The organism is Actinosynnema sp. CS-041913, assembly GCF_050942485.1.
Lineage (GTDB): Bacteria > Actinomycetota > Actinomycetes > Mycobacteriales > Pseudonocardiaceae > Actinosynnema.
The window spans coordinates 299,688-318,303 of the sequence record NZ_CP192037.1; the positions used below are offsets into that span (position 1 = coordinate 299,688).

Sequence of the window (18,616 nt, forward strand, 5' to 3'; positions counted from 1 at the left end):
GATGAGTACTCGTACTCAAGACAGGTAACAGGTGGGCAACCCAGGGTTGGACGTGGAACCAGAAGGCTCTACAGTCCGTCACTGTCCAAGACAGCAGCCGACGGCACGACCACTCGATGTGGGGAGCCTACGGCATCCGCGGCAGGGGTGTGGCGGATTTAAAAGAGTCTGGGCACTGTGTGAACCGAGGTGGGGGTTATGCAGCAGGGGGATTGGCGGATCAAGGCCTCGTGCCGTGATGAGGAGCCGGACCAGCTCTTCGTCCGCGGTGCGGAGCAGCGCAAGGCCAAGGTGGTGTGCCTGGGTTGCCCGGTGCGCACCGAGTGCCTTGCCGAGGCACTGGACAACCGGATCGAGTTCGGGGTCTGGGGCGGGATGACGGAACGGGAGCGCCGGGCACTGCTGCGGCGCCGCCCGGACGTCACGTCCTGGCACGAGCTCCTGGACACCGCGCGTCAGGAGCACCACGAGGAGAAGGTCGGGTAGTCACTCGCCCGCGAGTCGCCGGCCGATCTCGTGCAGACCGTCCAGGTCGTGCACGTCGGTCGGGAGCGCGGGCACCCCGACGAGGGGCACACCGGGATGTGCGCGGGTGAACCGTGCGAGCAGTCGCTTTTCCCGATCGGCGACGGCTACGCGGTCCGCGTGCACCCGGAGCACTGCCGCGGCCAACGGAGCGTCCCCCGAGCGCTCCAACCGGTCCGCTGCCGCGAGCGCGCCCGGTGCGGGCAGGGAGGCCAGCACCGGGTGCGTACGATTGGCGACCAAACCATTGATCGGCATACGTTCTGCCGACAGACGGTCTACGAAGTAACTGGCTTCGCGCAGCGCGTCCGGCTCGGCCGCCGCGATCACCAGGAACCCCGTTCCGGGTGACCGCAGCAGCTCGTACGTCGCCTGGGCGCGCTGGCGGAAGCCGCCGAACATGCTGTCGAACGCCTGTACGAACGTGGACGCGTCCTGCAGGAGCTGACCGCCCACGATGGTCGACACGGCCTTGGTGAACAGCCCGAAGCCCGCGCCGACGATCTTGCGGAGGCCCCGCCCGCCGGCCCGCGCGGGCGCGGACAGCATCCGGATCAGCTTGCCGTCCAGCACGGTCGACAGCCGCTGCGGCGCGTCCAGGAAGTCCAGCGCGCTGCGACTCGGCGGCGTGTCCACCACGATCAGGTCCCACTCGCCCTGCGCGACGAGCTGCCCCAGCTTCTCCATCGCCATGTACTCCTGCGTGCCGGAGAACGACGTGGAAATCGTCTGGTAGAAGGGGTTCTGGAGGATCTGCTCGGCCCGGTCCCGCCCCGCGTGCTGCCACACCATGTCGTCGAACGTGCGACGCATGTCCAGCATCATCGCGTGCAGCTCGCCCTCGGGCTCGAAGCCGTCGACCGTCACCTGGCGCGGGTGGTTGTCCAGCTCGCGCAGGCCGAGCGACTGCGCCAGCCGGCGCGCCGGGTCGATGGTCAGCACGACCGCCCGGCGGCCCCGCTCGGCGGCCCGCACGGCCAGCGCGGCGGCCGTCGTCGTCTTGCCCACGCCGCCCGAGCCGCAGCAGACCAACACCCGCGTCTCAGGGTTGTCGAGCAGATGATCTATGTCCAGACGGTTCATCGCACACCTCGCCCGACCAGCACCTCGGCCAGCTCGTACAACGCGGCCACGTCCACCCCGTCGGTCAGCTCGGGCAGCTCCACGGTCGGCAGGTCGGCCTCCGCGAGCAGACCCTTGGCCTGCTCCTCCATCCGCACCCGGGCCGCGTGCTCCACGGCCTGGTCGACCAACCCGGCCAGCACCTCGTCGTCCACGTCCAGACCGGCGGCCTCCAGCCCGACGCGCAGCCGCGCGGCGTCCACCCGCCCGGACGCGGCGGGCCCGAGCGACCGCGCGGGCAGCCGGAGCGGGTTGACCCGGTTGACGAACACCGCGCCCGGCCGCAGGTCGGCGGCGTCCAGCTCGGCGACCGCGTCCAGCGTCTCGCGCACCGGCATCTCCTCCAGCAGCGCCACCAGGTGCACGGCGGTGTCGCCGGAGTGCAGGAGCTTGACCACGCCGTCGCTCTGGCCCTTGATCGGCCCGACCTTCGCCAGGTCCGCCATCGCGCGGGTCACGTCCAGGAACCGCACCACGCGCCCGGTCGGCGGGGCGTCCAGCACCACGGCGTCGTACTCGTGCCGACCGGTCTTGCCCGCGCGCCGGACGCACTCCTTGACCTTGCCGGTGAGCAGCACGTCCCGCAGACCCGGCGCGAGCGTGGTGGCGAACTCGATCGCACCCATCCGGCGCAGGGTCCGCCCGGCGAAACCCAGGTTGTAGAACATGTCCAGGTACTCCAGGAGCGCCGCCTCCGGGTCCACGGCCAGCGCCCGCACCTCGCCGCCGCCGGGCGCTGACGCGATGCGCTCCTCCGAGTACGGCAGCGGCGCGCGGTCGAAGAGCTGCGCGATGCCCTGCCGGTTCTCCACCTCGACCAGCAGCACCCGCCGCCCGCCGGTCGCCAGTGCGAGGGCCAGCGCGGCGGCCACGGTCGTCTTGCCGGTGCCGCCCTTGCCGGTGACCACGTGCAGCCGGGCGCGGGACAGTTCGTCGGTCCAGCCGTTCACCAGGTCAGCCTATGCGCGAGTGGCTGAGACCCGCCGAACACGGTCAGTCCATCATCGTGACGAAGACCACCGCGATAGCGGTCGCGGCGACGATGCCCCAAGCCGCCACCGGCGGCAGCAAGTACGCGATGAGCACCGCCACGACGCCCACGACGGCCAGTCCGACCAGGGCGGCCCGCCAGACGTCGGCCTGGCGGGCGTGCTTGCGGTCACGTGCCTGCGCCATGCCGACGAGCACCATGATGAGCCCGCCCAGGATGAACGAGCCCGCCGCGACGATCCGCCACGTTTCCACGTGATCAAAGTAGCGTCGAACCGCGTGGTTGGGCAGGGTCCACCCACACCAGGCTGGTGCGGACGTCGTCGCCCTCTTCGAAGTACCGCAACGCGCTCTCCGGGCTCGCGGTGAGCATCCTCAGGTCGCCGGTCGTGGAGGCCACTTCGGCGTGGTCCTCGAAGGCCATGCCCCAGGCCGCGACCCAGTCGTCCTCGTCGTCCGTCTGTACGACGGCAAACAGTTGGGGCGCCAACCGCGCCACGTCGATGCCGGTCATCCGTCCTCGTCCTCCCTGGTTTCGACGTGGCCCTCGACCACCACGTATCCCCTTGCCTCGGCCCAGCCCAAGGCCTGCCAGCCGACGTCGAGGAGCACGATGCCCAGCTCGCGGGCCCACTGCTCGATCGGCTCGGTGTAGTCCGTGGTGCTCCGCCCGCCGGACTCGTCCAGCACCCGCGCGATGAATCGCTTGCACTCGTCGAGCGCTCGCCCGGCGCCCGCCGCCATCTCCAACTCGTCGCGATCCATCCCCGCCCCGTCCCCGGATTGCCCCGATGCTGTGAGGACCCTAACATCTGCACTGTTCACGTCCTCGATGTTCAGTCGGGTGATGTCCCGCAATGGAATATGACGCAGAGTGAGAAGGTTGAGCTGAATGGCGGATGGCACTACTCGGGGCAAGCGCAGGCTGGCCCGCTTCATCAAGCAGCTCCAGGACAAGTCCGGGCTCACCGCCGAGGAGATCGCCCGCCGCACGCGGGTGTCCCGGCCGACGGTCACCCGGCTGCTCCAGGGCACGCACCTCGCCCGCTGGCCGTCCGTGTCGGTGATCCTGGACGAGCTGGGAGCGCCGCCCGAGCTGAAGACCTTCCTGCTCCAGATGTGGGAAGTCGCGGACGTCGACAACGCGCTGGTCGAGCACGCCATGGCGTTGCCGATCAAGTACCGGCGGTTCCGGATGGACGAGCTGGAGGCCTACGGAGAGCGCTCTCTCGATACCACCTACATCCACGGCCTGCTCCAGACCGCTGCCTACGCCGAGGCGCTCGCTTACGCCTCCCACCGGTTGATCATCGGCGACACCTGGGACGAAACGGCTGCGGCCGAACGGTTGACCCGCCAACAGTTGCTGACCCGCGAGTCGCCGTTCGCGCTCCACGCGCTGATCGACGAGGCGGCACTGCGTCGGATCGTCGGCGGTCCACAGGTCATGCGTGAGCAGTTGGACCACCTGGTGAAGGCCGCCGCGCTGCCCAACGTGACGATCCAGGTGCTGCCGTTCGGCGTCGGCGCCTACGGACCGCTGCTGAGCGCGTTGGTCCTGCTGGACTTCCCGGAAGCGGATGCCCCCTGTGCGGCCTATACCGAGGAAATCTCGGGTCTTGCGATGCTGGAGGAGCAGCACGAAGTGGAACCGCTGGACGGGATCTGGCGGGACGCGGTCGCAATCGCGCTCGCTCCCGACCAGTCCGTCGAGTTCATCAGGGCGGTCCGGGACACACTAGGAGACTCATGATCGAACAGACATGGCGGAAGAGCAGCCGGAGTTCGACCGCGGCGCAGTGCGTCGAGTTGGCCGTGACGGACGCGGTGACCGGCGTGCGGGACACCAAGAACCGCGACGGCGGGACGTTGGTCTTCAAGGCGCGGGCGTTCCGCGCCTTCGTGGCCGACGTGAAGTCCGCTCGCTGAACAGGCCGATCCGGCTGGTCGGCGACGAGGGGGCGTCCCGCCCGGGGCGTCCCCTCTTCCGGTGCCCGGGGAACTCGCGGCGGGCGCTGAAGCCGATCCGCGGGTGCCGCCGCGCGGAGTGCGGCTAGGCTGCCCCGCATGCAGAAGTGGGAGTACTCCACCGTCCCGCTGTTGATCCACGCCACCAAGGCGATCCTGGACCAATGGGGCGAGGACGGCTGGGAGCTGGTCACCGTCCTGCCGAACCCGAGCGGTGAGCAGCACGTCGCCTACCTGAAGCGGCCCAAGGCATGAGCTGGACGTCCCGCCTGGCCGAACTCGGCGTGGAACTGCCGCCGGTCGCCGCGCCCGTCGCGGCCTACGTGCCCGCCGTGCGGGCCGGGAACCTGGTGTACACGTCCGGGCAACTGCCGTTCGTCTCGGGCTCGCTCGCGGCCACCGGCAAGGTCGGCGGCGACGTCAGCCCCGAGGAGGCCCAGGCGCACGCCCGGACCTGCGCGCTCAACGCGCTGGCCGCGATCCACGACCTGGTGGGCGTCGACGCGATCGTCCGGGTCGTGAAGCTGACCGGCTACGTGGCGTCCGCCGAGGGGTTCACCGGGCAGCCGGCCGTGGTCAACGGCGCTTCCGAGCTGCTGGGCGAGGTCTTCGGTGACGCGGGCAGGCACGCGCGGGCGGCGGTCGGCGTGGCCGAGTTGCCGCTGGGCGCGCCGGTCGAGGTGGACCTGATCGTCGAAATCGGGGAGTGAGATGTCCGACACCCTGCATGAGCTGTTGCTGCGGTTGGCCGGCCGGCTGCCGGACGACGTGCTGTGGCGGTTCCGCGACTGGGCCGCCACGGACGGGATCGTGGTGCTCGCGCGGGCGCTGCCCCGTACCTTGCTGCACGACCGGATCGGGTTGACCTATCACGAGCAACGTCTGCTCGCAGACGGTCTGATGCCCCACGGTGCGGATCTTTCCGCCATCAGTTCTGTCAAGGGACTGGACGAGGAGCCCGATCCCGGTTACACATTCACCCCGGAATCACCCGAACGGGTGTCGATGGGAGATTCCGCGACCGTAGTGCTCGGCGCGACCCTGCGCGGTCGCCTCGGGGTCGGCGAAGTCCGGTCCACGTGGCGGCACGGCGAGGGCGAGGCCAGGAAGGTCATCCTGGTCGCGGCCACGTCCGGGCACGCCCGGCTGGCAGGCGAACTCCAGCGGGTGCTGCGGGCGCTCGGCGAGCACGACCCGTGCGTGGAGGTCCTGCCCGCCGGACTGGACCTGCCGCCCTACCACCGGGCGGCGTTGGCGGCATCGGAGCTGGTGTGCACCGGCGCCGAGGCCGACGGGCACCTGGTGCCCGTCTAGAGCTCGTCGCTGCCGCGCGGGCCGGAAGGAGAGCAGGCGTGACGAACGACGGAGTGGGGCTTCCCGTCCGTTTACACGACCTCCTGTTGGCGTTGGCCGGACGGGTCGACGACGACGCGCTGACCCAGGCCCGGGAGCTGCTGGCGGTCGCCGAACTCGACCGCGCGGTCGAGCTGCTGGTGGGCTGCCTGCTGGCCGGGCGCATCCCCGTGTCGGTGGACGAGCGCCGGGAGATCGGCTGGCTGCTGGGCGAAGTGCGGTCCGACCGATCGTTGGCAGACAGACTGTTTGCCGTCGAACAGGTTCCGGTGCCGCGCCACCGGTTCACCGTCGAGTCCGACCCGGCCGACGGGCTGGCCGAGGTGCTGGGCAGGACGGCCTCCGTGCTGCCGGACGTGCGTTCGGTGCGCGCGACCTGGCGCTCCAGCCCGGCCGGCGCGACGCCCGGTCCGTTGCCGCAGCGGGTGGTCCTGGTGGACATCGGTCCGGCCGGCTTCGCGCCCGCGACCGCCTACCGGGTGGACACCGTGCTGCGGAAGGCAGGTATCCGCGCGGCGGTCGAGGTGCTGACCGTCGGGACGCCGTTGGGCGAGTACCACGCGGCGGCGGTGACGACGGCCCGTGAAGTGTTCTTCCAGACGGTGTCGGCGCCGGACGGCCCACCGGACGCCGGGGCCTGGTTCGACGGCGAGGTCCGGGACGAGGCACCGGTGGTCGAGCCGGAACCGGTGCCGTTGGAACCCGAAGCCGGCTCCAAGTCCCGTCGTGCGCGCGTCGACCCGTTCGAGGGGGCGCAGCCCTTCCCACCGAAGCCGGTGAAGCGCCTGCCGGTCCGGGAGTCCGTGGCGGAGGAACCCGACACGTCGGGCGTCGGGCCGCTGTCCGATGACTTCGCCCGCGAGGACTTCCCCCGCGAGGACACCCACCGCGAGGACAGCCACCATTCGCGTGCCGAGGACGCGCCGCGAGCCGACGATCACGCGCGCCCCGAGGGCCCGCAGCGGTCCCGCGACAAGTTCCACCGTTCGGCTGATGATTCCCACCGTTCGGGTGACGACTCGTCGCGGAACGACTCGCACCACTCGCTGGACGAGGCGCAGCGGGACGACTCGCCCCACGTCCGGAACGGCACGCCTCCGTCCCCGGTCGAGGAGCCGCTGTCCCGGTCCGAGGTGACGACCGAGCTGGGTCCGGACGACCTGGCCGCGTTGCAGGCCGCGTTGGCGGAAGGCCAGGCTCCGGCCGCGGTGCAGCTCCCGCCGACCGTGGACGCGAAGCTCAGCGACCGCGAGCGGGCCCTGTTGCAGCAGTTGCACGAGGAACTGGCGCAGCGGGAACAGCAGTCCTGGCCCGGCGGTCCCGAGTTCGTGAACGGCGTGCCCAAGCCGAACAACGGCAAGTACCCCGGCTGAGCGCTCCGTCTCGGCTTCAATGATCGGCGAACCCACTGGACACCCGCGGGAAAGCGGGCGTCCAGTGGGCTGTTCGCGGTGTGTTGTTCGTCACACGGCGGCGGGGATGGCGACGCGCCTCAGGATTCGGCTTTGCGGCGGGCCTGGTCGATGACGCGTTGCAGGTGCAGGCCGCGGTGGACGTCGCACCGGTGGGTTGTGGTGCCGCTGTCGACCATGGCCACGAAGTCGTCCAACAGGTTCGTGTAGCACTGCTGCGCGGACGTGTCGCGGTCGGCCAGGGCGCGGTAGCCGTGTTCGCCGTAGACGCTCACCTCGGCGATGCCGGGGTTCAGCGGCACGTTCATGGTCATCGACGCGCTGCTGGTCGCGCCGCCTTCATGGGCGAACACCAGTTGCCACAGCCCGGTTTCCGAGCGGTGGGCGGCGAGCACGTCGGTGATCCGGCCGAGCGCCGCGTCGAGCAGGTCGAACGCGTGCGGGCCGACGTCGTCCAGTGGACCGCGGTCGTGGCGCCAGGGCGAGTGGGAGAACGGGCCGCCCAGGAGCGCGCCGGTCAGCCAGCGGGCGTTGCCGCCGACCCAGCCGCCGGTGTGGCGGAGCTGCGCCAACTGCTCCTCGGTTTCGGGGGCGAACCTCCTGGTGAGCACGACCAGGGACGCCACGCCGGACCGGTCGACCGCTTCCGCCAGGCGTTCCGCGTCGTCCACAGTGGACGCGATGGGCTTCTCCAGGATGAGGTGCCTGCCCTGCTGCGCGGCCTTGATCGCGATCTCGGCCTGGACCTCCGGCGGCACGGCGAACGCGACTGCGTCCACAGTGGACAGCAGCTCGTCGGGGTCGCGGGCGACGGTGGCGCCGTAGGGGTGGGCCAGTTCGGCAGCGGCCTCGGGGCGGCGGGCCCAGATGGTCGTGAGCCTCGTGCCGGGGTGGTCGGCCAGACCTGGCGCGTGCACCAGTTGTGCCCACGGTCCGGCTCCGATGAGTCCTACGCGTAGCTGTTCGTCCACGATCCCATGCTGTCACCGGCCGCCGAGGTAGGCCGCCGCAGGGACGAAGATTCGCCCGCCGTTGTCGAAGCCGAGTTCCACGCCGTCCGGCCGGCGGACGACCTCCGGGGTGTGGTCCCAGCCCGGCGGGATCTCGACCACGTGCCCGTAGTCCTCGGTCCGGCCCAGCCACACCTGGTAGTCGGGCGCGCCGATCAGGCTCTCCGACTTCTTCACCCAGACGCCGGGGGTGCCCGGGTCCGCGCTGATCGTCTCGTTCGTCGGCAGGAAGATGATCGTCGCGAAGATGGTTGTCATACCGATGCCCACGATCGCGCCCAGGACGAACAGCAGCACTTTGACGAGGCAGCCTCTTGTCGCGGTGTCCACGGCGGATGATCCTCGTCGTAGGCTCGGGATCGTGCGTGAACTTCCCGAGGAATTGGTACTGCCGCCGGGCATGGTGCCCGATGAGGCACCCGAGGTCCCGGTGACCCCGCGAGACGCCGCGACCGTCATGCTCGTGCGTGACGGGGACGCGGGTCTGGAGGTGTTCCTCCAACGACGTGTGCTGGGGATGGCGTTCGCGGGCGGGATGACCGTCTTCCCCGGCGGTGGCGTCGACCCGCGTGACGCCGACACGTCCGTCGCGTGGACCGGGCCGACGCCGGCGTGGTGGGCCGAGCGGTTCGCGTGTCCGCCGGAGTTGGCGCGGGCGCTGGTGTGCGCGGCGGTGCGGGAGACGTTCGAGGAGTCCGGGGTGTTGTTGGCCGGGCCGTCCGCCGATTCGGTCGTGGTCGACACCTCGCCGTACACGGACGCCCGCAAGGCCTTGGTCGCGCGTGAGGTGTCGCTGGCGCAGTTCCTCGCCGACGAGGGGCTGGTGCTGCGCGCGGACCTGCTGCGGCCGTGGGCCAACTGGGTCACGCCCGCCGAGGAGCCCCGCCGGTACGACACGCGGTTCTTCGTCGCCGTGCTGCCGAGCGGTCAGCGGGCCGACGGGTGGACCACGGAAGCGTCGGACGCGGTGTGGCAGTCGCCGGCGGGCGCGCTGGAGGATTGGCGGGAGGGGCGGCGGCTGCTGATGCCGCCCACGTGGGTCACGTTGTCGGAGTTGGGCGAGTTCTCGGGGGTTGCGGACGTGCTGGCGGGGTCGCGCGAGGTGGCGAAGATCATTCCGAAGGTGGTGCGCGAGGGCGGCGTCGTGCGGGTGGTCGTGCCGTGAGCCCGGCGTACGGAGAGCTGCGCGAGGTCACGCCGTTCGCGTCGGTGGTGCTCGCGGAGAACCCCTCGGTGATGACGTTGGAAGGGACGAACACCTGGCTGCTGCGCGCGCCGGGGTCGTCGTCCTGCGCGGTGGTCGATCCGGGGCCGTTGGATCGCGCGCACCTGGCGCGGGTCGCCGCGTTCGGGCCGGTGGACGTCGTGCTGCTGACGCACGGGCACCCGGACCACTCGGAGGGCGCGGCGGAGTTCGGCGTCCTGGTCGGCGCTCCGGTGCGGGCGTTCGACCCGAGGTTCCAGCTCGGGTCGGAAGGGCTGGCCGGCGGGGACGTCGTGGAGGCGGGCGGGCTGGAGATCCGGGTGCTCGCGACGCCGGGGCACACCGACGACTCGCTGTGCTTCCTGGTGGAGGACGCGGTGCTGACCGGTGACACCGTGCTCGGGCGCGGCACCACCGTGTTGGACGGGAAGCTGCGGGACTACCTGGAGTCGTTGAAGATCCTCGCCGACCTGCCGCCGGGCACCACGGTGCTGCCGGGGCACGGGCCGGAGTTGCCCGACATCGGGTCTGTCGCGCGTGCTTACCTGACGCACCGCGAGCTGCGGCTCGCGCAGGTGCGGGCGGCGGTCGCGGAACTCGGCGGCTCGCCGACCGCGCGGCAGGTCGTGGAGGTGGTCTACGCGGACGTGGACCCGTCACTGTGGCAGGCGGCCGAGTGGTCCGTGCGGTCGCAACTGGAGTACCTAGCTGATTCCTGACGGGTTGTCGATCACGTAGCGCCAGCCCGCGGGGCCTTTGCGCGCGACGTCGACGGCGGTGCCGCGCTCGTCGCCGAGCTGCCAGTCGACGATGAGCAGGGCCAGGTCGCCGTTGGTGAGGATCTTGCGCGGGGTGACCCGCATGGTGGCGTTCAGCGCGAGGTGCCCGGCCAGGGCGGGTGGTTGTGCGCCGGGCTCGTAGAGGGCGGCCGGATCGCCTTCGTTGAACAGCTTCGCGAAGAGGACGGGGAGTTCTTCGGGGGATGCGGCGGGCATGGGGCGACGGTAGGAGAGTGCTGCGTGACCAACCAAACGGTGAGTGACTACCTGGCGGTCGACCGGCCGGATGTCGGGTGTCCGGTGGAGATCACGTTGCACGCGTTGCGCGGGCGGTGGACCACGTTGGTGGTGCGGGAACTGTTGGACGGCTCGCGGAGTTATGGCGAGCTGGCCGGGGTGTTGGCGTTGTCGGACAAGGTGCTCGCCGACCGGCTCGCGCACCTGGTCGCGTGCGGGGTGGTGGAGCGGGTGCGGACGGCGGGGTGGCCCTCGCGGGTCCGCTACTCGCTGACCCCGCGTGGGCAGGCGCTGCGCGGGGTGCTGGCGGCGATGTGGGAGTGGGGCTCGGCCTGAGCCGGGCCGGGCGAAGAGGTGGGAGTCGGGTCCGGCTCGGACCGGGTTTCGGCGGTCAGGTGGGATTCGGGCTTGGCGTCCCCGGCAGCGGGCGGAGGGTGCGGGCGTCCTGCGGAGGGGTGTGCGGGTTCAGGCGACGGTGCGCAGGGGTACCACGAGGTACTTCAGCTCGATACCGTCTTCACCGGGCTGCGAGGTCAGGACGGTGGAGCGGAGGCCGTCCTGGATGCGGAGTTCGACCCGGCGTCCGCTGAACGCCTTCAGCGCGTCCGCCAGGTACCTCGCCTGGAACGTCTTGGTCACGCGGTTGCCTTCGATGGTCGCCTTGACCGACTCCTCGGACTCGCCGGTCTGCGGGTCGCTGCCGCGCACCCTCAGCTCGCTGTCCTCGATCTGGAGCGTCACGGAGCCGTGCGGCCCCGAGTAGGGCGTCGCTCTGCGTACCGCCCCGGCCAGGGCGTCCGCCTCCACCACCACGGTGCTGTCGATGATTGCCTCCAGCAGTTTGCGGGCTCGGTCGTCGGGAAACGGAGCGGCCAGGAGGGTCGTGCTCACACTGCCGCCCGGCCACGAGAGGGCGACGCGGTCTTCGTCCGCGTGGATGGTCACGACAGTGTGCTGTGGGAGACGCGCGACGTCAGCCATTAGTGCGGCCGGAGCGAGGACGTTCAGGGAACCTTCAGGCGACCACGGGACGGTCGCGTACGCCATCCGGTAGCGGTCCGTGGCGATCAACTCCAAACGGCCGCCGATGTCGAGCATCCGGACGCCGGTGAAGACCGGCAGGGCGTCGTCCTTCGACGTCGCGCTCGCGACCGGGGTCAGCGCGGCGGCCAGCGCCTCGGACGGTATCGCGCCCACCGCGGGCGGCAGCTCCGGCACGCCGGGGTGCGACGCCAGGTCGAGCAGGGGCAGGGCGAACCGGGCCGTGCCGGTGCGGACGGCCAGCCGGGAGCCCTCCACGACCAGGCGGACCTGCGGGTCGTCGAGGCCGCGCAGGGTGTCGGCCAGAGGTTTGGCGGGGACCACGACCTCGCCGTCCGTGTGCACGGTGGCCGGGCGGATTAACCGCACGGCGTGCTCGCGGTCGCTGCCCGCCAGCTCGACCCCGGCCGCGCCGGCGCGCAGCACGAGGCCGGCCAGCACGGGGTCGAACACCCTGGTCGGGAGGAGGCGGGACACCTCGGTGGCGGCGGCGGCCAGGTCGGCGGTGGTGGCAGTCAGGTCCATGAGCGGGACGTTAGACCCGACCACCGACAATTTCGGGGACTGTGCTGGTCAGGGCGTTGTCAGCGCGAGACCAGCGGGACCGTGCCGGTCAGCGGCGCGGTCAGCGCGAGACCAGCGCCACCTCGTCCTGGCTGGGCAGCGGGATGCCGGCCGCGACCGTCCGGCGGAACACCCACACCAGCGCCGCGATCGCCAGGCCCGCGACAGCGGCGGCCACGAACGCCGTCGACGTGCCGTGCCGCTCGACCAGCAGGCCGCTGAAGAACTGGCCCAGCGCCAAGCCGACGGTCACCGCGGTGATCACCCAGCCGAACGCCTCGGTCGCCGTCCCGGCCGGCGCCACCTGCTCGATGGCGGCCGAGTGCGAGGTGGCCTGCGGCGTGATCAGCGTGCCGACGACCAGCAGCGCGGCGCCGAGCCCGATGAGCGTCGTCGGGATCGCCAGCAGCAGCGACAGCAGCGCGAACCCGCCCAGCAGCACCGGCAGGCGCAGGTGCATGGCCTTGGGGAACGGCTTCATCGCGTACAGCACGCCGAACAGCACCGAGCTGACCGACCACAGGCTCAGCAGCAGCCCGCCCAGGCCGACGTGACCGGCGTCGGCGGCGGCGGCCGGGACCGCGACCTCGATGAAGCCGATCGTCACGCCGAAGCCCAGCGCGGCCAGCGCGACCGTGCGCATGCCCGGCGACGCGAGCGCGCCCAGCAGGCTGCGGTGCGTCTGCTCCGGCTGCACGCCCCGGACCGTCCGGTTGAGCGCGAACCACAGCGCGCCGACGATCATCGAGCCCGCGCCGAGCACCACGCCGGTGCCCGCCCACGGGGCCGCGACCAGCAGACCCGCCAGGCCGGGGCCGAGGATGAAGAAGACCTCCATGCTGATCGCCTCGTAGGCGTAGCCGGCGAGGCGGACCGAGCCGGGCGGCACCATGCGCGACCAGAGGGCACGGGAGGCGGAGCCCACCATCGGCTCGCTGAGACCCACCGCGAACGCCAGCGGGACCAGCACCGGCAGTGCGGCCTGCGCCTCGACGGCGACCACGGCGAGCGTGACGAACACCGCGAACAGCGACACCGCGCCGAGCAGCGGGCGGGTCGGGCCGAGGCGGTCCATCAGCCTGCCCTGCACGATCGAGCCCACCGCGACACCGATCAGCGACGACGCCGACACCAGACCGGCCGCGGCGAACGAGCCCGTCTCGCGCTGCACGTAGAGCAGCAGCGACAGGCCGACCATGGCGATGGGCAGCCGGGCGAGCAGCGACGCGACCACGGGGCCGCGCATGCCGGGGGTGGTCAGGGCGGCGCGGTAGTCGGAGAGGCGGGCGGAGTGGGACATGCGTACCAGTATGCCGGACAGTGGTACGCGCGTACCAGTGTTTTACCGGTGCCGTCCATCACCTGGACGCTGTGTTGCGATTCGGTCACAACAATGGGATGACCGGGTGAAACCAGGCAACGAAAGCGCTGTACAGAAGGTCCTTGAGAGTGAACGGGCTTGAGTTGCGGGGTAGGTGGCGTGCGATCGTGGGAAGTACCACCGCCGACTCGTTTCCATCGAGGTCAGGCGGGGTAGCCAAACCTCCTTCCGGCGCCAGAGGGTCGGGGCCTGCAGGCGTCGGAGGTGTGGGAAGGCGCGGTCTGTCGGGGGATGGGCTGCGCGACAACAAGACCGGTGCGCCGCGTCGGGGGCGGCGCCCGGTCTTGTTGGAGGTTTGGAGCAGGTCCCGCCCGCCCGATGGGCTTCACGCGGCGGGTGCCACGCGAGGCCGCGTCGGTAGGTCGAGACTCATTTCCCGACGATCACGCTTTTCGATCGTCGGGAAATCAGGCTCGAACTGCCGACTCCCAGGCGGCCGAGCCGCCGTCTGCGGAGCAGCGGCAATGTCACCGGGCCCTGCGGGCTAGGCGTTCTGGGTCCAGGATCAGGACGCTCTTGCCCTCCAGGCGTAGCCAGCCTCGGTGGGCGAAGTCGGCCAGGGCCTTGTTCACCGTTTCCCGCGACGCGCCCACGAACTGGGCGATCTCCTCCTGCGTCAGGTCGTGCGTGACCCGCAGGAGGCCGGCCTCCTGGCTGCCGAAGCGCTGTGCGAGCTGCAACAGCGCCTTGGCGACGCGGCCGGGCACGTCGGTGAAGATCAGGTCGGCCAGCATGGAGTTCGTCCGGCGCAGCCTGCGGGCCAGCGCCCGGAGTAGCTGCTCCGCGATCTCCGGCCGGTTGGTGATCCACTGCCGCAGCGCGGGGCGGTCCATGCTCACCGCGCGCACCTCGGTCACCGTGGTCGCGGTGGACGTGCGCGGACCGGGGTCGAAGATCGACAGCTCGCCGAACATGTCGGAGGGCCCGAAGATCCCCAACAGGTTCTCGCGCCCGTCCGGCGATTTGCGGCCGATCTTCACCTTGCCCGACTGGATGATGTACAGCCGGTCGCCCGGTTCGCCTTCCGCGAAGATCACGTGGCCACGCGGGAATTCAACGGACTCCAGCGTCTGCGCCAGTGCCTCCGCTGCCGCCGGTTCAACCCCCTGGAAAATGCCCGCGCGGGCCAGGGTCTCGTCCACCTCGTCCCTCCTGTCGAGACGCGACGGCTGGTCGAGCGCGTTCCGCCTTCTGGCGGATCAGCGCCTTGCCGTCGATCACTGAGTGCAGTCTAAGCGCTGTGTCTGGGATTGCCTTTCGGCGCGCCGTCGACCCAGCCCCGGACAGCCCGATAAGGCCCACCGGGGGTGACCCCGTGGGCCTCGCCGGTCCTTGCCCCGCTAGCGGCGGGTGCGCCGCTGACGCAGGTTCCTGGCACGACCACCCAGCCTGCGCAGCCGGAACAGCTCCAGCGCGCGGCCGATGCCGTGCCCGTAGAGCGCCCTGACCTCGTCGGGGCGCGCCGACTCCAGGAACTCCTCGACCTCGTCCTCCTGAACGGCGACGTGGCGGAGACGAGCTTCAACGCGCTCCATGAAGAGCGCGAAGAACATGATCACGATCGGAACGGCGATGACGAACCAGGCAGTCATGATGGCTCCGATCCTTGCGCATGCCTCGCGGGCGCGCATCCGAGGGGGTCACTCCGGCGTGTCGGGACTCGTCTTGTATGAGGGGACGTACACCGCCACTCCCGGTTGCGTCCCACTACTTCACATACCCCCAACAGCCCAGCCTCACTCGCCCAGCCCGCCGTCTGCGAGGCAGCGGCCATCACGCACTAACCTGGCTGACATGGCGGCTCGCAGCACGGTGAAAAAGCCGGAGACTCCGCTCGGCCTCACCAGGCGGGCGCGGCGGATGGTTCGAATCCTCCAGTTGGGTTACCCCGACGCCCACTGCGAGTTGGACTTCACCACGCCGCTGGAGCTGTTGGTCGCGGTCGTCCTGTCCGCGCAGACCACCGACGTCCGGGTCAACCAGGTCACGCCCGCCCTGTTCCAGCGGTACCGCAAGGCGGCCGACTACGCGTCCGCCGACCGCACCGAGCTGGAAGAGCTGATCCGCTCCACCGGCTTCTACCGGAACAAGGCCACGTCCCTGATCGGCCTCGGCTCGGCCCTGGTCGAGCGGTTCGGCGGTGAGGTGCCCGGCAAGCTCACGGATCTCGTCACGCTGCCCGGCGTCGGGCGGAAGACCGCGAACGTCGTGCTCGGGGACGCTTTCGGTGTGCCGGGCATCACCGTCGACACCCACTTCGGCCGGCTGGTCCGCCGCTGGGGCTGGACCGAGGAGGAGGACCCGGTCAAGGTCGAGCACGCGGTCGGGGCGCTGGTCGAGCGCCGGGACTGGACGCTGCTCTCGCACCGCACGATCTTCCACGGCCGCCGCGTCTGCCACGCCCGCACGCCGGCCTGCGGCGCGTGCCTGCTGGCTCCGCAGTGCCCGTCCTACGGCATCGGGCAGGTCGACCCGGTGAAGGCGGAGAAGCTGGTCAAGGGCGAGGAGGCCCCGCACCTGATCGCGTTGGCCGAACGCGTGCGGGCGGGGGAGAAGCTGGCGTGAGCCGGAGAGCGCGGTGGGCGGTCGTCGTCCTGGTGCTGGCGGTGGCCGGGGTGGTGGCGTTGTGGCCGCGCACGCCGTCCGACGCGCCGCCGCCGGAGGACCGTCCGAACGCCCAGACCGGTCCGCCGAAGGACATGCTGCTGCTGCGCAACCAGGCCGCCCTGCGGCCGTGTCCGCGTGGCGAGGGCGGTCCGGCGGTGTTGCGGGACGTCCAGGTCACGTGCCTGGGTGACGGCGAGCGGGTGACGGCGGCCTCGGCGCTGCCCGGCCGGGCGCTGGTGAACTTCTGGGCGACCTGGTGCGTTCCCTGTCAAGAGGAACTGAAGGTGCTGGACGCGTACGCCCAGCAGCCGGGCGCGGTCCCGGTGCTGGCGGTGCTGGTGGACAGCAAGGAGGCGGACGGGCTGGAGCTGTTGGCGAAACTCGGGGTGCACCTGCCGGCCGTGTTCAGCGAGCCGGACGAGGTGCGCAAGGCCGTGCGCACGCCGCCGCGGCTGCCGGTGAGCTACCTGGTGGGCGCGGACGGCTCGCTGACCGAGATCACCAAACCCAGCGTGCTGACCAGCGTGGAGCAGGTGCGCGAGGTGGTCGGATGAGCGCGCTGGTAAGCCCGGAGGACGTCCCCGAGTGGATGAGCGGGCTGGTCAAGGCCACCGCCGAGATCGACGCCCGCACGTTCACCAGGGTCTCCCCGCCGCCGGACGGCTCGGGTCGGCAGGCGGCCGTGCTGATGTTGTTCGGCGAGGGCGTCAACGGGCCCGACGTGCTGCTCTTAAGGCGCTCGGACACCCTCGGGTCGCATCCGGGGCAGGTCGCGTTCCCCGGCGGTGCGGCGGACCCGACCGACGACGGGCCGGTGGACACGGCACTGCGCGAGGCGTTCGAGGAGACCGGCGTGCTGCGCGAGGGCGTCCGCCCGGTGGCGACGCTGCCCAAGCTGTACGTCCCGGTGTCCAAGTTCGTCGTCACGCCGGTGCTCGCGCACTGGGACGAGCCGTCGCCGGTCGCGCCCGTGGACCCGGCCGAGACGGCCGCCGTGGCGCGCGTGCCGATCGCGCACCTCGCGGACCCGGCCAACAGGTTCCGGGTCACCCACCCGTCGGGGTTCACCGGCCCCGCGTTCTCCGCGCCTGGCATGTTGGTGTGGGGCTTCACCGCGGGCCTGCTCGCCGGGCTGCTCTCGCTGGGCGGGTGGGAACGCCCGTGGGATGCGACCGACGTGCGCGACCTTGAGCTAGCGTTGCGCGCTACGTGACGGAGGGTTGGGCGGCGTGAACTGGGTAGACCTGCTGGTGCTGGCGCTGGCGGCCTTCGCCGCGGTCTCGGGCGCACGGCAGGGCATGGTCGTGGCGCTGCCCGCCTTCGTGGGGGTGCTGATCGGGCTGGTGCTGGGCACCCAGCTCGCGCCGCTGGTGGTCGGCCAGTTCGAGAACGTCGTGACCAAGGTCGTGTTCGCGGTCGGGATCGTGGTGCTCCTGGTCGCGCTGGGCGAGACGCTGGGCGTCTACGTCGGGCGGATCATCAAGCCGCGGGTGAACTCCAGCCCGCTGCGCGGCGCGGACAACGCGCTGGGCGCGATCGTGCAGGGCGCCGTGGTGTTCGTGGTGGCGTGGATGATCGCGCTGCCGCTGACCATGGTGGCCGGGCTGCCGTCGCTGGCGAAGGCGCTGAACCAGTCGGTGATCCTGTCGACGGTCGACGAGACCATGCCGCAGGCGGCCCGCACGCTCTCGCAGGACCTGCAGAACCTGTTCGACGTGTCGGGGTTCCCGGCGGCGATGGACCCGTTCAACCGGACGCCGCTGAAGGAGGTCGGCCCGCCGGACCCGGCGCTGTCGGCGAACCCGGTGGTGCAGAAGCTGCGGCCGTCGGTGCTGAAGGTGCGTGGACGCGCGCCGTCGTGCTCGCGGGCGCTGGAGGGCACCGGCTTCGTCGTCTCGCCCGAGCGGGTGATGACGAACGCGCACGTCGTCGCCGGGACCACCGAGGTGACGGTCGAGGTCGGGCGCGGCCAGTTCGACGCGACCGTGGTGCTCTACGACGCCCAGACCGACATCGCGATCCTCGCCGTGCCGGACCTCGAAGCGACGCCGTTGACGTTCCGGACGGACGAGATCCAGCAGGGCGAGGACGGGATCGTCCTCGGGTACCCGCTGGACGGGCCGTATACGGCGTCCGAGGCGCGGGTGCGGGAACGTATCCGGATGCTGCGCGGGCCGGACATCTACGACGCGCAGACCGTGACGCGGGACGTCTACACGGTGCGGGCGAAGGTGCGCAGCGGCAACTCCGGTGGGCCGTTGGTCGACCCGCAGGGGCGGGTGATGGGCGTCGTGTTCGGGGCGGCCGTGGACGACCAGGAGACCGGCTTCGTGCTGACCGCGCAGGAAGTGGCGGACGAGGTGGCGAAGGCGCCCACGCTGGTGCGGCGGGCTTCGACCCAAACCTGCGCGTCCTGATCACAC

26 protein-coding genes are annotated in these 18,616 nt (G+C 71.2%); 14 read left to right on the forward strand and 12 right to left on the reverse strand.

Annotated elements, in window-relative coordinates:
• Positions 1 to 198 precede the first annotated feature (198 nt).
• The gene (locus ACQPZF_RS01455; protein ID WP_204842743.1) at positions 199 to 486 is read left to right on the forward strand and encodes a WhiB family transcriptional regulator; all 288 of its coding nucleotides are present in this window, start codon (positions 199 to 201) and stop codon (positions 484 to 486) included.
• Here ACQPZF_RS01455 and ACQPZF_RS01460 read toward each other — a convergent pair whose 3' ends face one another.
• From ACQPZF_RS01460 to ACQPZF_RS01480, 5 genes are read right to left on the reverse strand one after another with little or no spacing between them, the layout of a single operon-like run.
• Positions 487 to 1,608, reverse strand: a complete 1,122-nt coding sequence (locus ACQPZF_RS01460) for an ArsA family ATPase (RefSeq protein ID WP_433267431.1) — start codon at positions 1,606 to 1,608, stop codon at positions 487 to 489.
• Positions 1,605 to 2,597, reverse strand: a complete 993-nt coding sequence (locus tag ACQPZF_RS01465) for an ArsA-related P-loop ATPase (protein WP_433267433.1) — start codon at positions 2,595 to 2,597, stop codon at positions 1,605 to 1,607. The genes ACQPZF_RS01460 and ACQPZF_RS01465 overlap by 4 nt, the downstream gene beginning before the upstream one ends.
• 43 nt (positions 2,598 to 2,640) lie before the next feature.
• A complete protein-coding gene (locus ACQPZF_RS01470; protein ID WP_433267435.1) occupies positions 2,641 to 2,892 on the reverse strand; it encodes a hypothetical protein in 252 nt (83 codons plus the stop codon).
• A 4-nt stretch (positions 2,893 to 2,896) separates the two neighbouring features.
• Positions 2,897 to 3,151, reverse strand: a complete 255-nt coding sequence (locus ACQPZF_RS01475; RefSeq protein WP_433267436.1) for a hypothetical protein — start codon at positions 3,149 to 3,151, stop codon at positions 2,897 to 2,899.
• A complete protein-coding gene (locus ACQPZF_RS01480) occupies positions 3,148 to 3,402 on the reverse strand; it encodes a hypothetical protein (RefSeq protein ID WP_433267438.1) in 255 nt (84 codons plus the stop codon). Before ACQPZF_RS01480 ends, ACQPZF_RS01475 begins: the two co-directional genes overlap by 4 nt.
• 127 nt (positions 3,403 to 3,529) lie before the next feature.
• On the opposite strand from ACQPZF_RS01480, the gene ACQPZF_RS01485 reads away from it, so the two are divergent.
• The 6 genes from ACQPZF_RS01485 to ACQPZF_RS01510 all read left to right on the forward strand — a co-directional run bounded on the left by ACQPZF_RS01485 (position 3,530) and on the right by ACQPZF_RS01510 (position 7,331).
• Complete coding sequence (locus ACQPZF_RS01485) at positions 3,530 to 4,390, forward strand: helix-turn-helix domain-containing protein (protein WP_433267440.1); 861 nt, start codon at positions 3,530 to 3,532, stop codon at positions 4,388 to 4,390.
• Positions 4,387 to 4,566 carry a DUF397 domain-containing protein gene (locus ACQPZF_RS01490; protein ID WP_433267442.1) on the forward strand — a complete coding sequence of 60 codons (180 nt, stop codon included), beginning with the start codon at positions 4,387 to 4,389 and terminating at the stop codon, positions 4,564 to 4,566. Before ACQPZF_RS01485 ends, ACQPZF_RS01490 begins: the two co-directional genes overlap by 4 nt.
• Before the next feature lie 138 nt (positions 4,567 to 4,704).
• The gene (locus tag ACQPZF_RS01495; RefSeq protein ID WP_360788697.1) at positions 4,705 to 4,860 is read left to right on the forward strand and encodes a hypothetical protein; all 156 of its coding nucleotides are present in this window, start codon (positions 4,705 to 4,707) and stop codon (positions 4,858 to 4,860) included.
• Positions 4,857 to 5,315, forward strand: coding sequence for a RidA family protein (locus tag ACQPZF_RS01500; RefSeq protein WP_433267445.1), 459 nt, complete (start codon positions 4,857 to 4,859; stop codon positions 5,313 to 5,315). The genes ACQPZF_RS01495 and ACQPZF_RS01500 overlap by 4 nt, the downstream gene beginning before the upstream one ends.
• A gap of 1 nt (position 5,316) precedes the next feature.
• A complete protein-coding gene (locus ACQPZF_RS01505; RefSeq protein ID WP_433267447.1) occupies positions 5,317 to 5,919 on the forward strand; it encodes a hypothetical protein in 603 nt (200 codons plus the stop codon).
• 38 nt (positions 5,920 to 5,957) lie between these two features.
• Positions 5,958 to 7,331: a hypothetical protein gene (locus tag ACQPZF_RS01510; RefSeq protein WP_433267449.1), complete on the forward strand. Its 1,374-nt coding sequence runs from the start codon at positions 5,958 to 5,960 to the stop codon at positions 7,329 to 7,331.
• Positions 7,332 to 7,450: 119 nt separating this feature from the next.
• Here ACQPZF_RS01510 and ACQPZF_RS01515 read toward each other — a convergent pair whose 3' ends face one another.
• Together ACQPZF_RS01515 and ACQPZF_RS01520 are read right to left on the reverse strand one after the other, a co-directional pair.
• On the reverse strand, positions 7,451 to 8,341 hold the full coding sequence (locus ACQPZF_RS01515; RefSeq protein ID WP_433267451.1) for a Gfo/Idh/MocA family protein: 891 nt from the start codon (positions 8,339 to 8,341) through the stop codon (positions 7,451 to 7,453).
• 12 nt (positions 8,342 to 8,353) lie between these two features.
• Positions 8,354 to 8,710, reverse strand: a complete 357-nt coding sequence (locus ACQPZF_RS01520; protein WP_433267453.1) for a hypothetical protein — start codon at positions 8,708 to 8,710, stop codon at positions 8,354 to 8,356.
• Between the two features lie 70 nt (positions 8,711 to 8,780).
• Between ACQPZF_RS01520 and ACQPZF_RS01525 the strand changes: the two genes are divergently transcribed.
• Both ACQPZF_RS01525 and ACQPZF_RS01530 read left to right on the forward strand, forming a co-directional pair.
• On the forward strand, positions 8,781 to 9,545 hold the full coding sequence (locus tag ACQPZF_RS01525; RefSeq protein ID WP_433274388.1) for an NUDIX hydrolase: 765 nt from the start codon (positions 8,781 to 8,783) through the stop codon (positions 9,543 to 9,545).
• Positions 9,542 to 10,303 (forward strand): MBL fold metallo-hydrolase, encoded by a 762-nt coding sequence (locus tag ACQPZF_RS01530; protein ID WP_433267455.1) that lies wholly within the window; start codon positions 9,542 to 9,544, stop codon positions 10,301 to 10,303. Before ACQPZF_RS01525 ends, ACQPZF_RS01530 begins: the two co-directional genes overlap by 4 nt.
• On the opposite strand, the gene ACQPZF_RS01535 is transcribed toward ACQPZF_RS01530, so the two are convergent.
• Positions 10,289 to 10,579, reverse strand: a complete 291-nt coding sequence (locus tag ACQPZF_RS01535) for a hypothetical protein (protein WP_433267457.1) — start codon at positions 10,577 to 10,579, stop codon at positions 10,289 to 10,291. The genes ACQPZF_RS01530 and ACQPZF_RS01535 overlap by 15 nt on opposite strands.
• Positions 10,580 to 10,603: 24 nt before the next feature.
• Here ACQPZF_RS01535 and ACQPZF_RS01540 point away from each other — a divergent pair, with 24 nt between their 5' ends.
• Positions 10,604 to 10,936 (forward strand): winged helix-turn-helix transcriptional regulator, encoded by a 333-nt coding sequence (locus tag ACQPZF_RS01540; RefSeq protein ID WP_433267459.1) that lies wholly within the window; start codon positions 10,604 to 10,606, stop codon positions 10,934 to 10,936.
• 129 nt (positions 10,937 to 11,065) lie between these two features.
• Here the strand turns inward: ACQPZF_RS01540 and dnaN are convergent, their stop codons facing one another.
• From dnaN to ACQPZF_RS01560, 4 genes are all read right to left on the reverse strand, one after another.
• A complete protein-coding gene (dnaN, locus tag ACQPZF_RS01545) occupies positions 11,066 to 12,166 on the reverse strand; it encodes a DNA polymerase III subunit beta (protein WP_433267461.1) in 1,101 nt (366 codons plus the stop codon).
• A 100-nt stretch (positions 12,167 to 12,266) separates the two neighbouring features.
• Positions 12,267 to 13,505, reverse strand: coding sequence for an MFS transporter (locus ACQPZF_RS01550; RefSeq protein ID WP_433267463.1), 1,239 nt, complete (start codon positions 13,503 to 13,505; stop codon positions 12,267 to 12,269).
• Between the two features lie 548 nt (positions 13,506 to 14,053).
• Entirely contained in the window at positions 14,054 to 14,728 is a 675-nt protein-coding gene (locus ACQPZF_RS01555) for a Crp/Fnr family transcriptional regulator (RefSeq protein ID WP_015097742.1), read from the reverse strand.
• A 198-nt stretch (positions 14,729 to 14,926) separates the two neighbouring features.
• Positions 14,927 to 15,178, reverse strand: coding sequence for a hypothetical protein (locus tag ACQPZF_RS01560; protein ID WP_015097743.1), 252 nt, complete (start codon positions 15,176 to 15,178; stop codon positions 14,927 to 14,929).
• Between the two features lie 202 nt (positions 15,179 to 15,380).
• Here ACQPZF_RS01560 and nth point away from each other — a divergent pair, with 202 nt between their 5' ends.
• The 4 genes from nth to ACQPZF_RS01580 are packed head-to-tail and all read left to right on the forward strand — an operon-like array spanning position 15,381 to position 18,610.
• A complete protein-coding gene (gene nth, locus ACQPZF_RS01565) occupies positions 15,381 to 16,151 on the forward strand; it encodes an endonuclease III (protein WP_433267466.1) in 771 nt (256 codons plus the stop codon).
• Entirely contained in the window at positions 16,148 to 16,747 is a 600-nt protein-coding gene (locus tag ACQPZF_RS01570) for a TlpA family protein disulfide reductase (RefSeq protein WP_433267467.1), read from the forward strand. The genes nth and ACQPZF_RS01570 overlap by 4 nt, the downstream gene beginning before the upstream one ends.
• Positions 16,744 to 17,406, forward strand: a complete 663-nt coding sequence (locus ACQPZF_RS01575; protein WP_433267469.1) for an NUDIX hydrolase — start codon at positions 16,744 to 16,746, stop codon at positions 17,404 to 17,406. The genes ACQPZF_RS01570 and ACQPZF_RS01575 overlap by 4 nt, the downstream gene beginning before the upstream one ends.
• 16 nt (positions 17,407 to 17,422) lie before the next feature.
• Positions 17,423 to 18,610, forward strand: coding sequence for a MarP family serine protease (locus ACQPZF_RS01580; protein ID WP_433267471.1), 1,188 nt, complete (start codon positions 17,423 to 17,425; stop codon positions 18,608 to 18,610).
• The last annotated feature ends 6 nt before the right edge of the window (positions 18,611 to 18,616 follow it).

Excerpts from the sequence above, each read along its gene's own strand:
- ACQPZF_RS01455 (WP_204842743.1), top strand. The coding sequence starts at position 199 with ATGCAGCAGGGGGATTGGCGGATCAAGGCCTCGTGCCGTGATGAGGAG.
- ACQPZF_RS01460 (WP_433267431.1), bottom strand. The coding sequence starts at position 1,608 with ATGAACCGTCTGGACATAGATCATCTGCTCGACAACCCTGAGACGCGG.
- ACQPZF_RS01475 (WP_433267436.1), bottom strand. The coding sequence starts at position 3,151 with ATGACCGGCATCGACGTGGCGCGGTTGGCGCCCCAACTGTTTGCCGTC.
- ACQPZF_RS01480 (WP_433267438.1), bottom strand. The coding sequence starts at position 3,402 with ATGGATCGCGACGAGTTGGAGATGGCGGCGGGCGCCGGGCGAGCGCTC.
- ACQPZF_RS01485 (WP_433267440.1), top strand. The coding sequence starts at position 3,530 with ATGGCGGATGGCACTACTCGGGGCAAGCGCAGGCTGGCCCGCTTCATC.
- ACQPZF_RS01490 (WP_433267442.1), top strand. The coding sequence starts at position 4,387 with ATGATCGAACAGACATGGCGGAAGAGCAGCCGGAGTTCGACCGCGGCG.
- ACQPZF_RS01495 (WP_360788697.1), top strand. The coding sequence starts at position 4,705 with ATGCAGAAGTGGGAGTACTCCACCGTCCCGCTGTTGATCCACGCCACC.
- ACQPZF_RS01500 (WP_433267445.1), top strand. The coding sequence starts at position 4,857 with ATGAGCTGGACGTCCCGCCTGGCCGAACTCGGCGTGGAACTGCCGCCG.
- ACQPZF_RS01505 (WP_433267447.1), top strand. The coding sequence starts at position 5,317 with ATGTCCGACACCCTGCATGAGCTGTTGCTGCGGTTGGCCGGCCGGCTG.
- ACQPZF_RS01525 (WP_433274388.1), top strand. The coding sequence starts at position 8,781 with ATGGTGCCCGATGAGGCACCCGAGGTCCCGGTGACCCCGCGAGACGCC.
- ACQPZF_RS01535 (WP_433267457.1), bottom strand. The coding sequence starts at position 10,579 with ATGCCCGCCGCATCCCCCGAAGAACTCCCCGTCCTCTTCGCGAAGCTG.
- dnaN (WP_433267461.1), bottom strand. The coding sequence starts at position 12,166 with ATGGACCTGACTGCCACCACCGCCGACCTGGCCGCCGCCGCCACCGAG.
- ACQPZF_RS01550 (WP_433267463.1), bottom strand. The coding sequence starts at position 13,505 with ATGTCCCACTCCGCCCGCCTCTCCGACTACCGCGCCGCCCTGACCACC.
- ACQPZF_RS01560 (WP_015097743.1), bottom strand. The coding sequence starts at position 15,178 with ATGACTGCCTGGTTCGTCATCGCCGTTCCGATCGTGATCATGTTCTTC.
- nth (WP_433267466.1), top strand. The coding sequence starts at position 15,381 with ATGGCGGCTCGCAGCACGGTGAAAAAGCCGGAGACTCCGCTCGGCCTC.
- ACQPZF_RS01575 (WP_433267469.1), top strand. The coding sequence starts at position 16,744 with ATGAGCGCGCTGGTAAGCCCGGAGGACGTCCCCGAGTGGATGAGCGGG.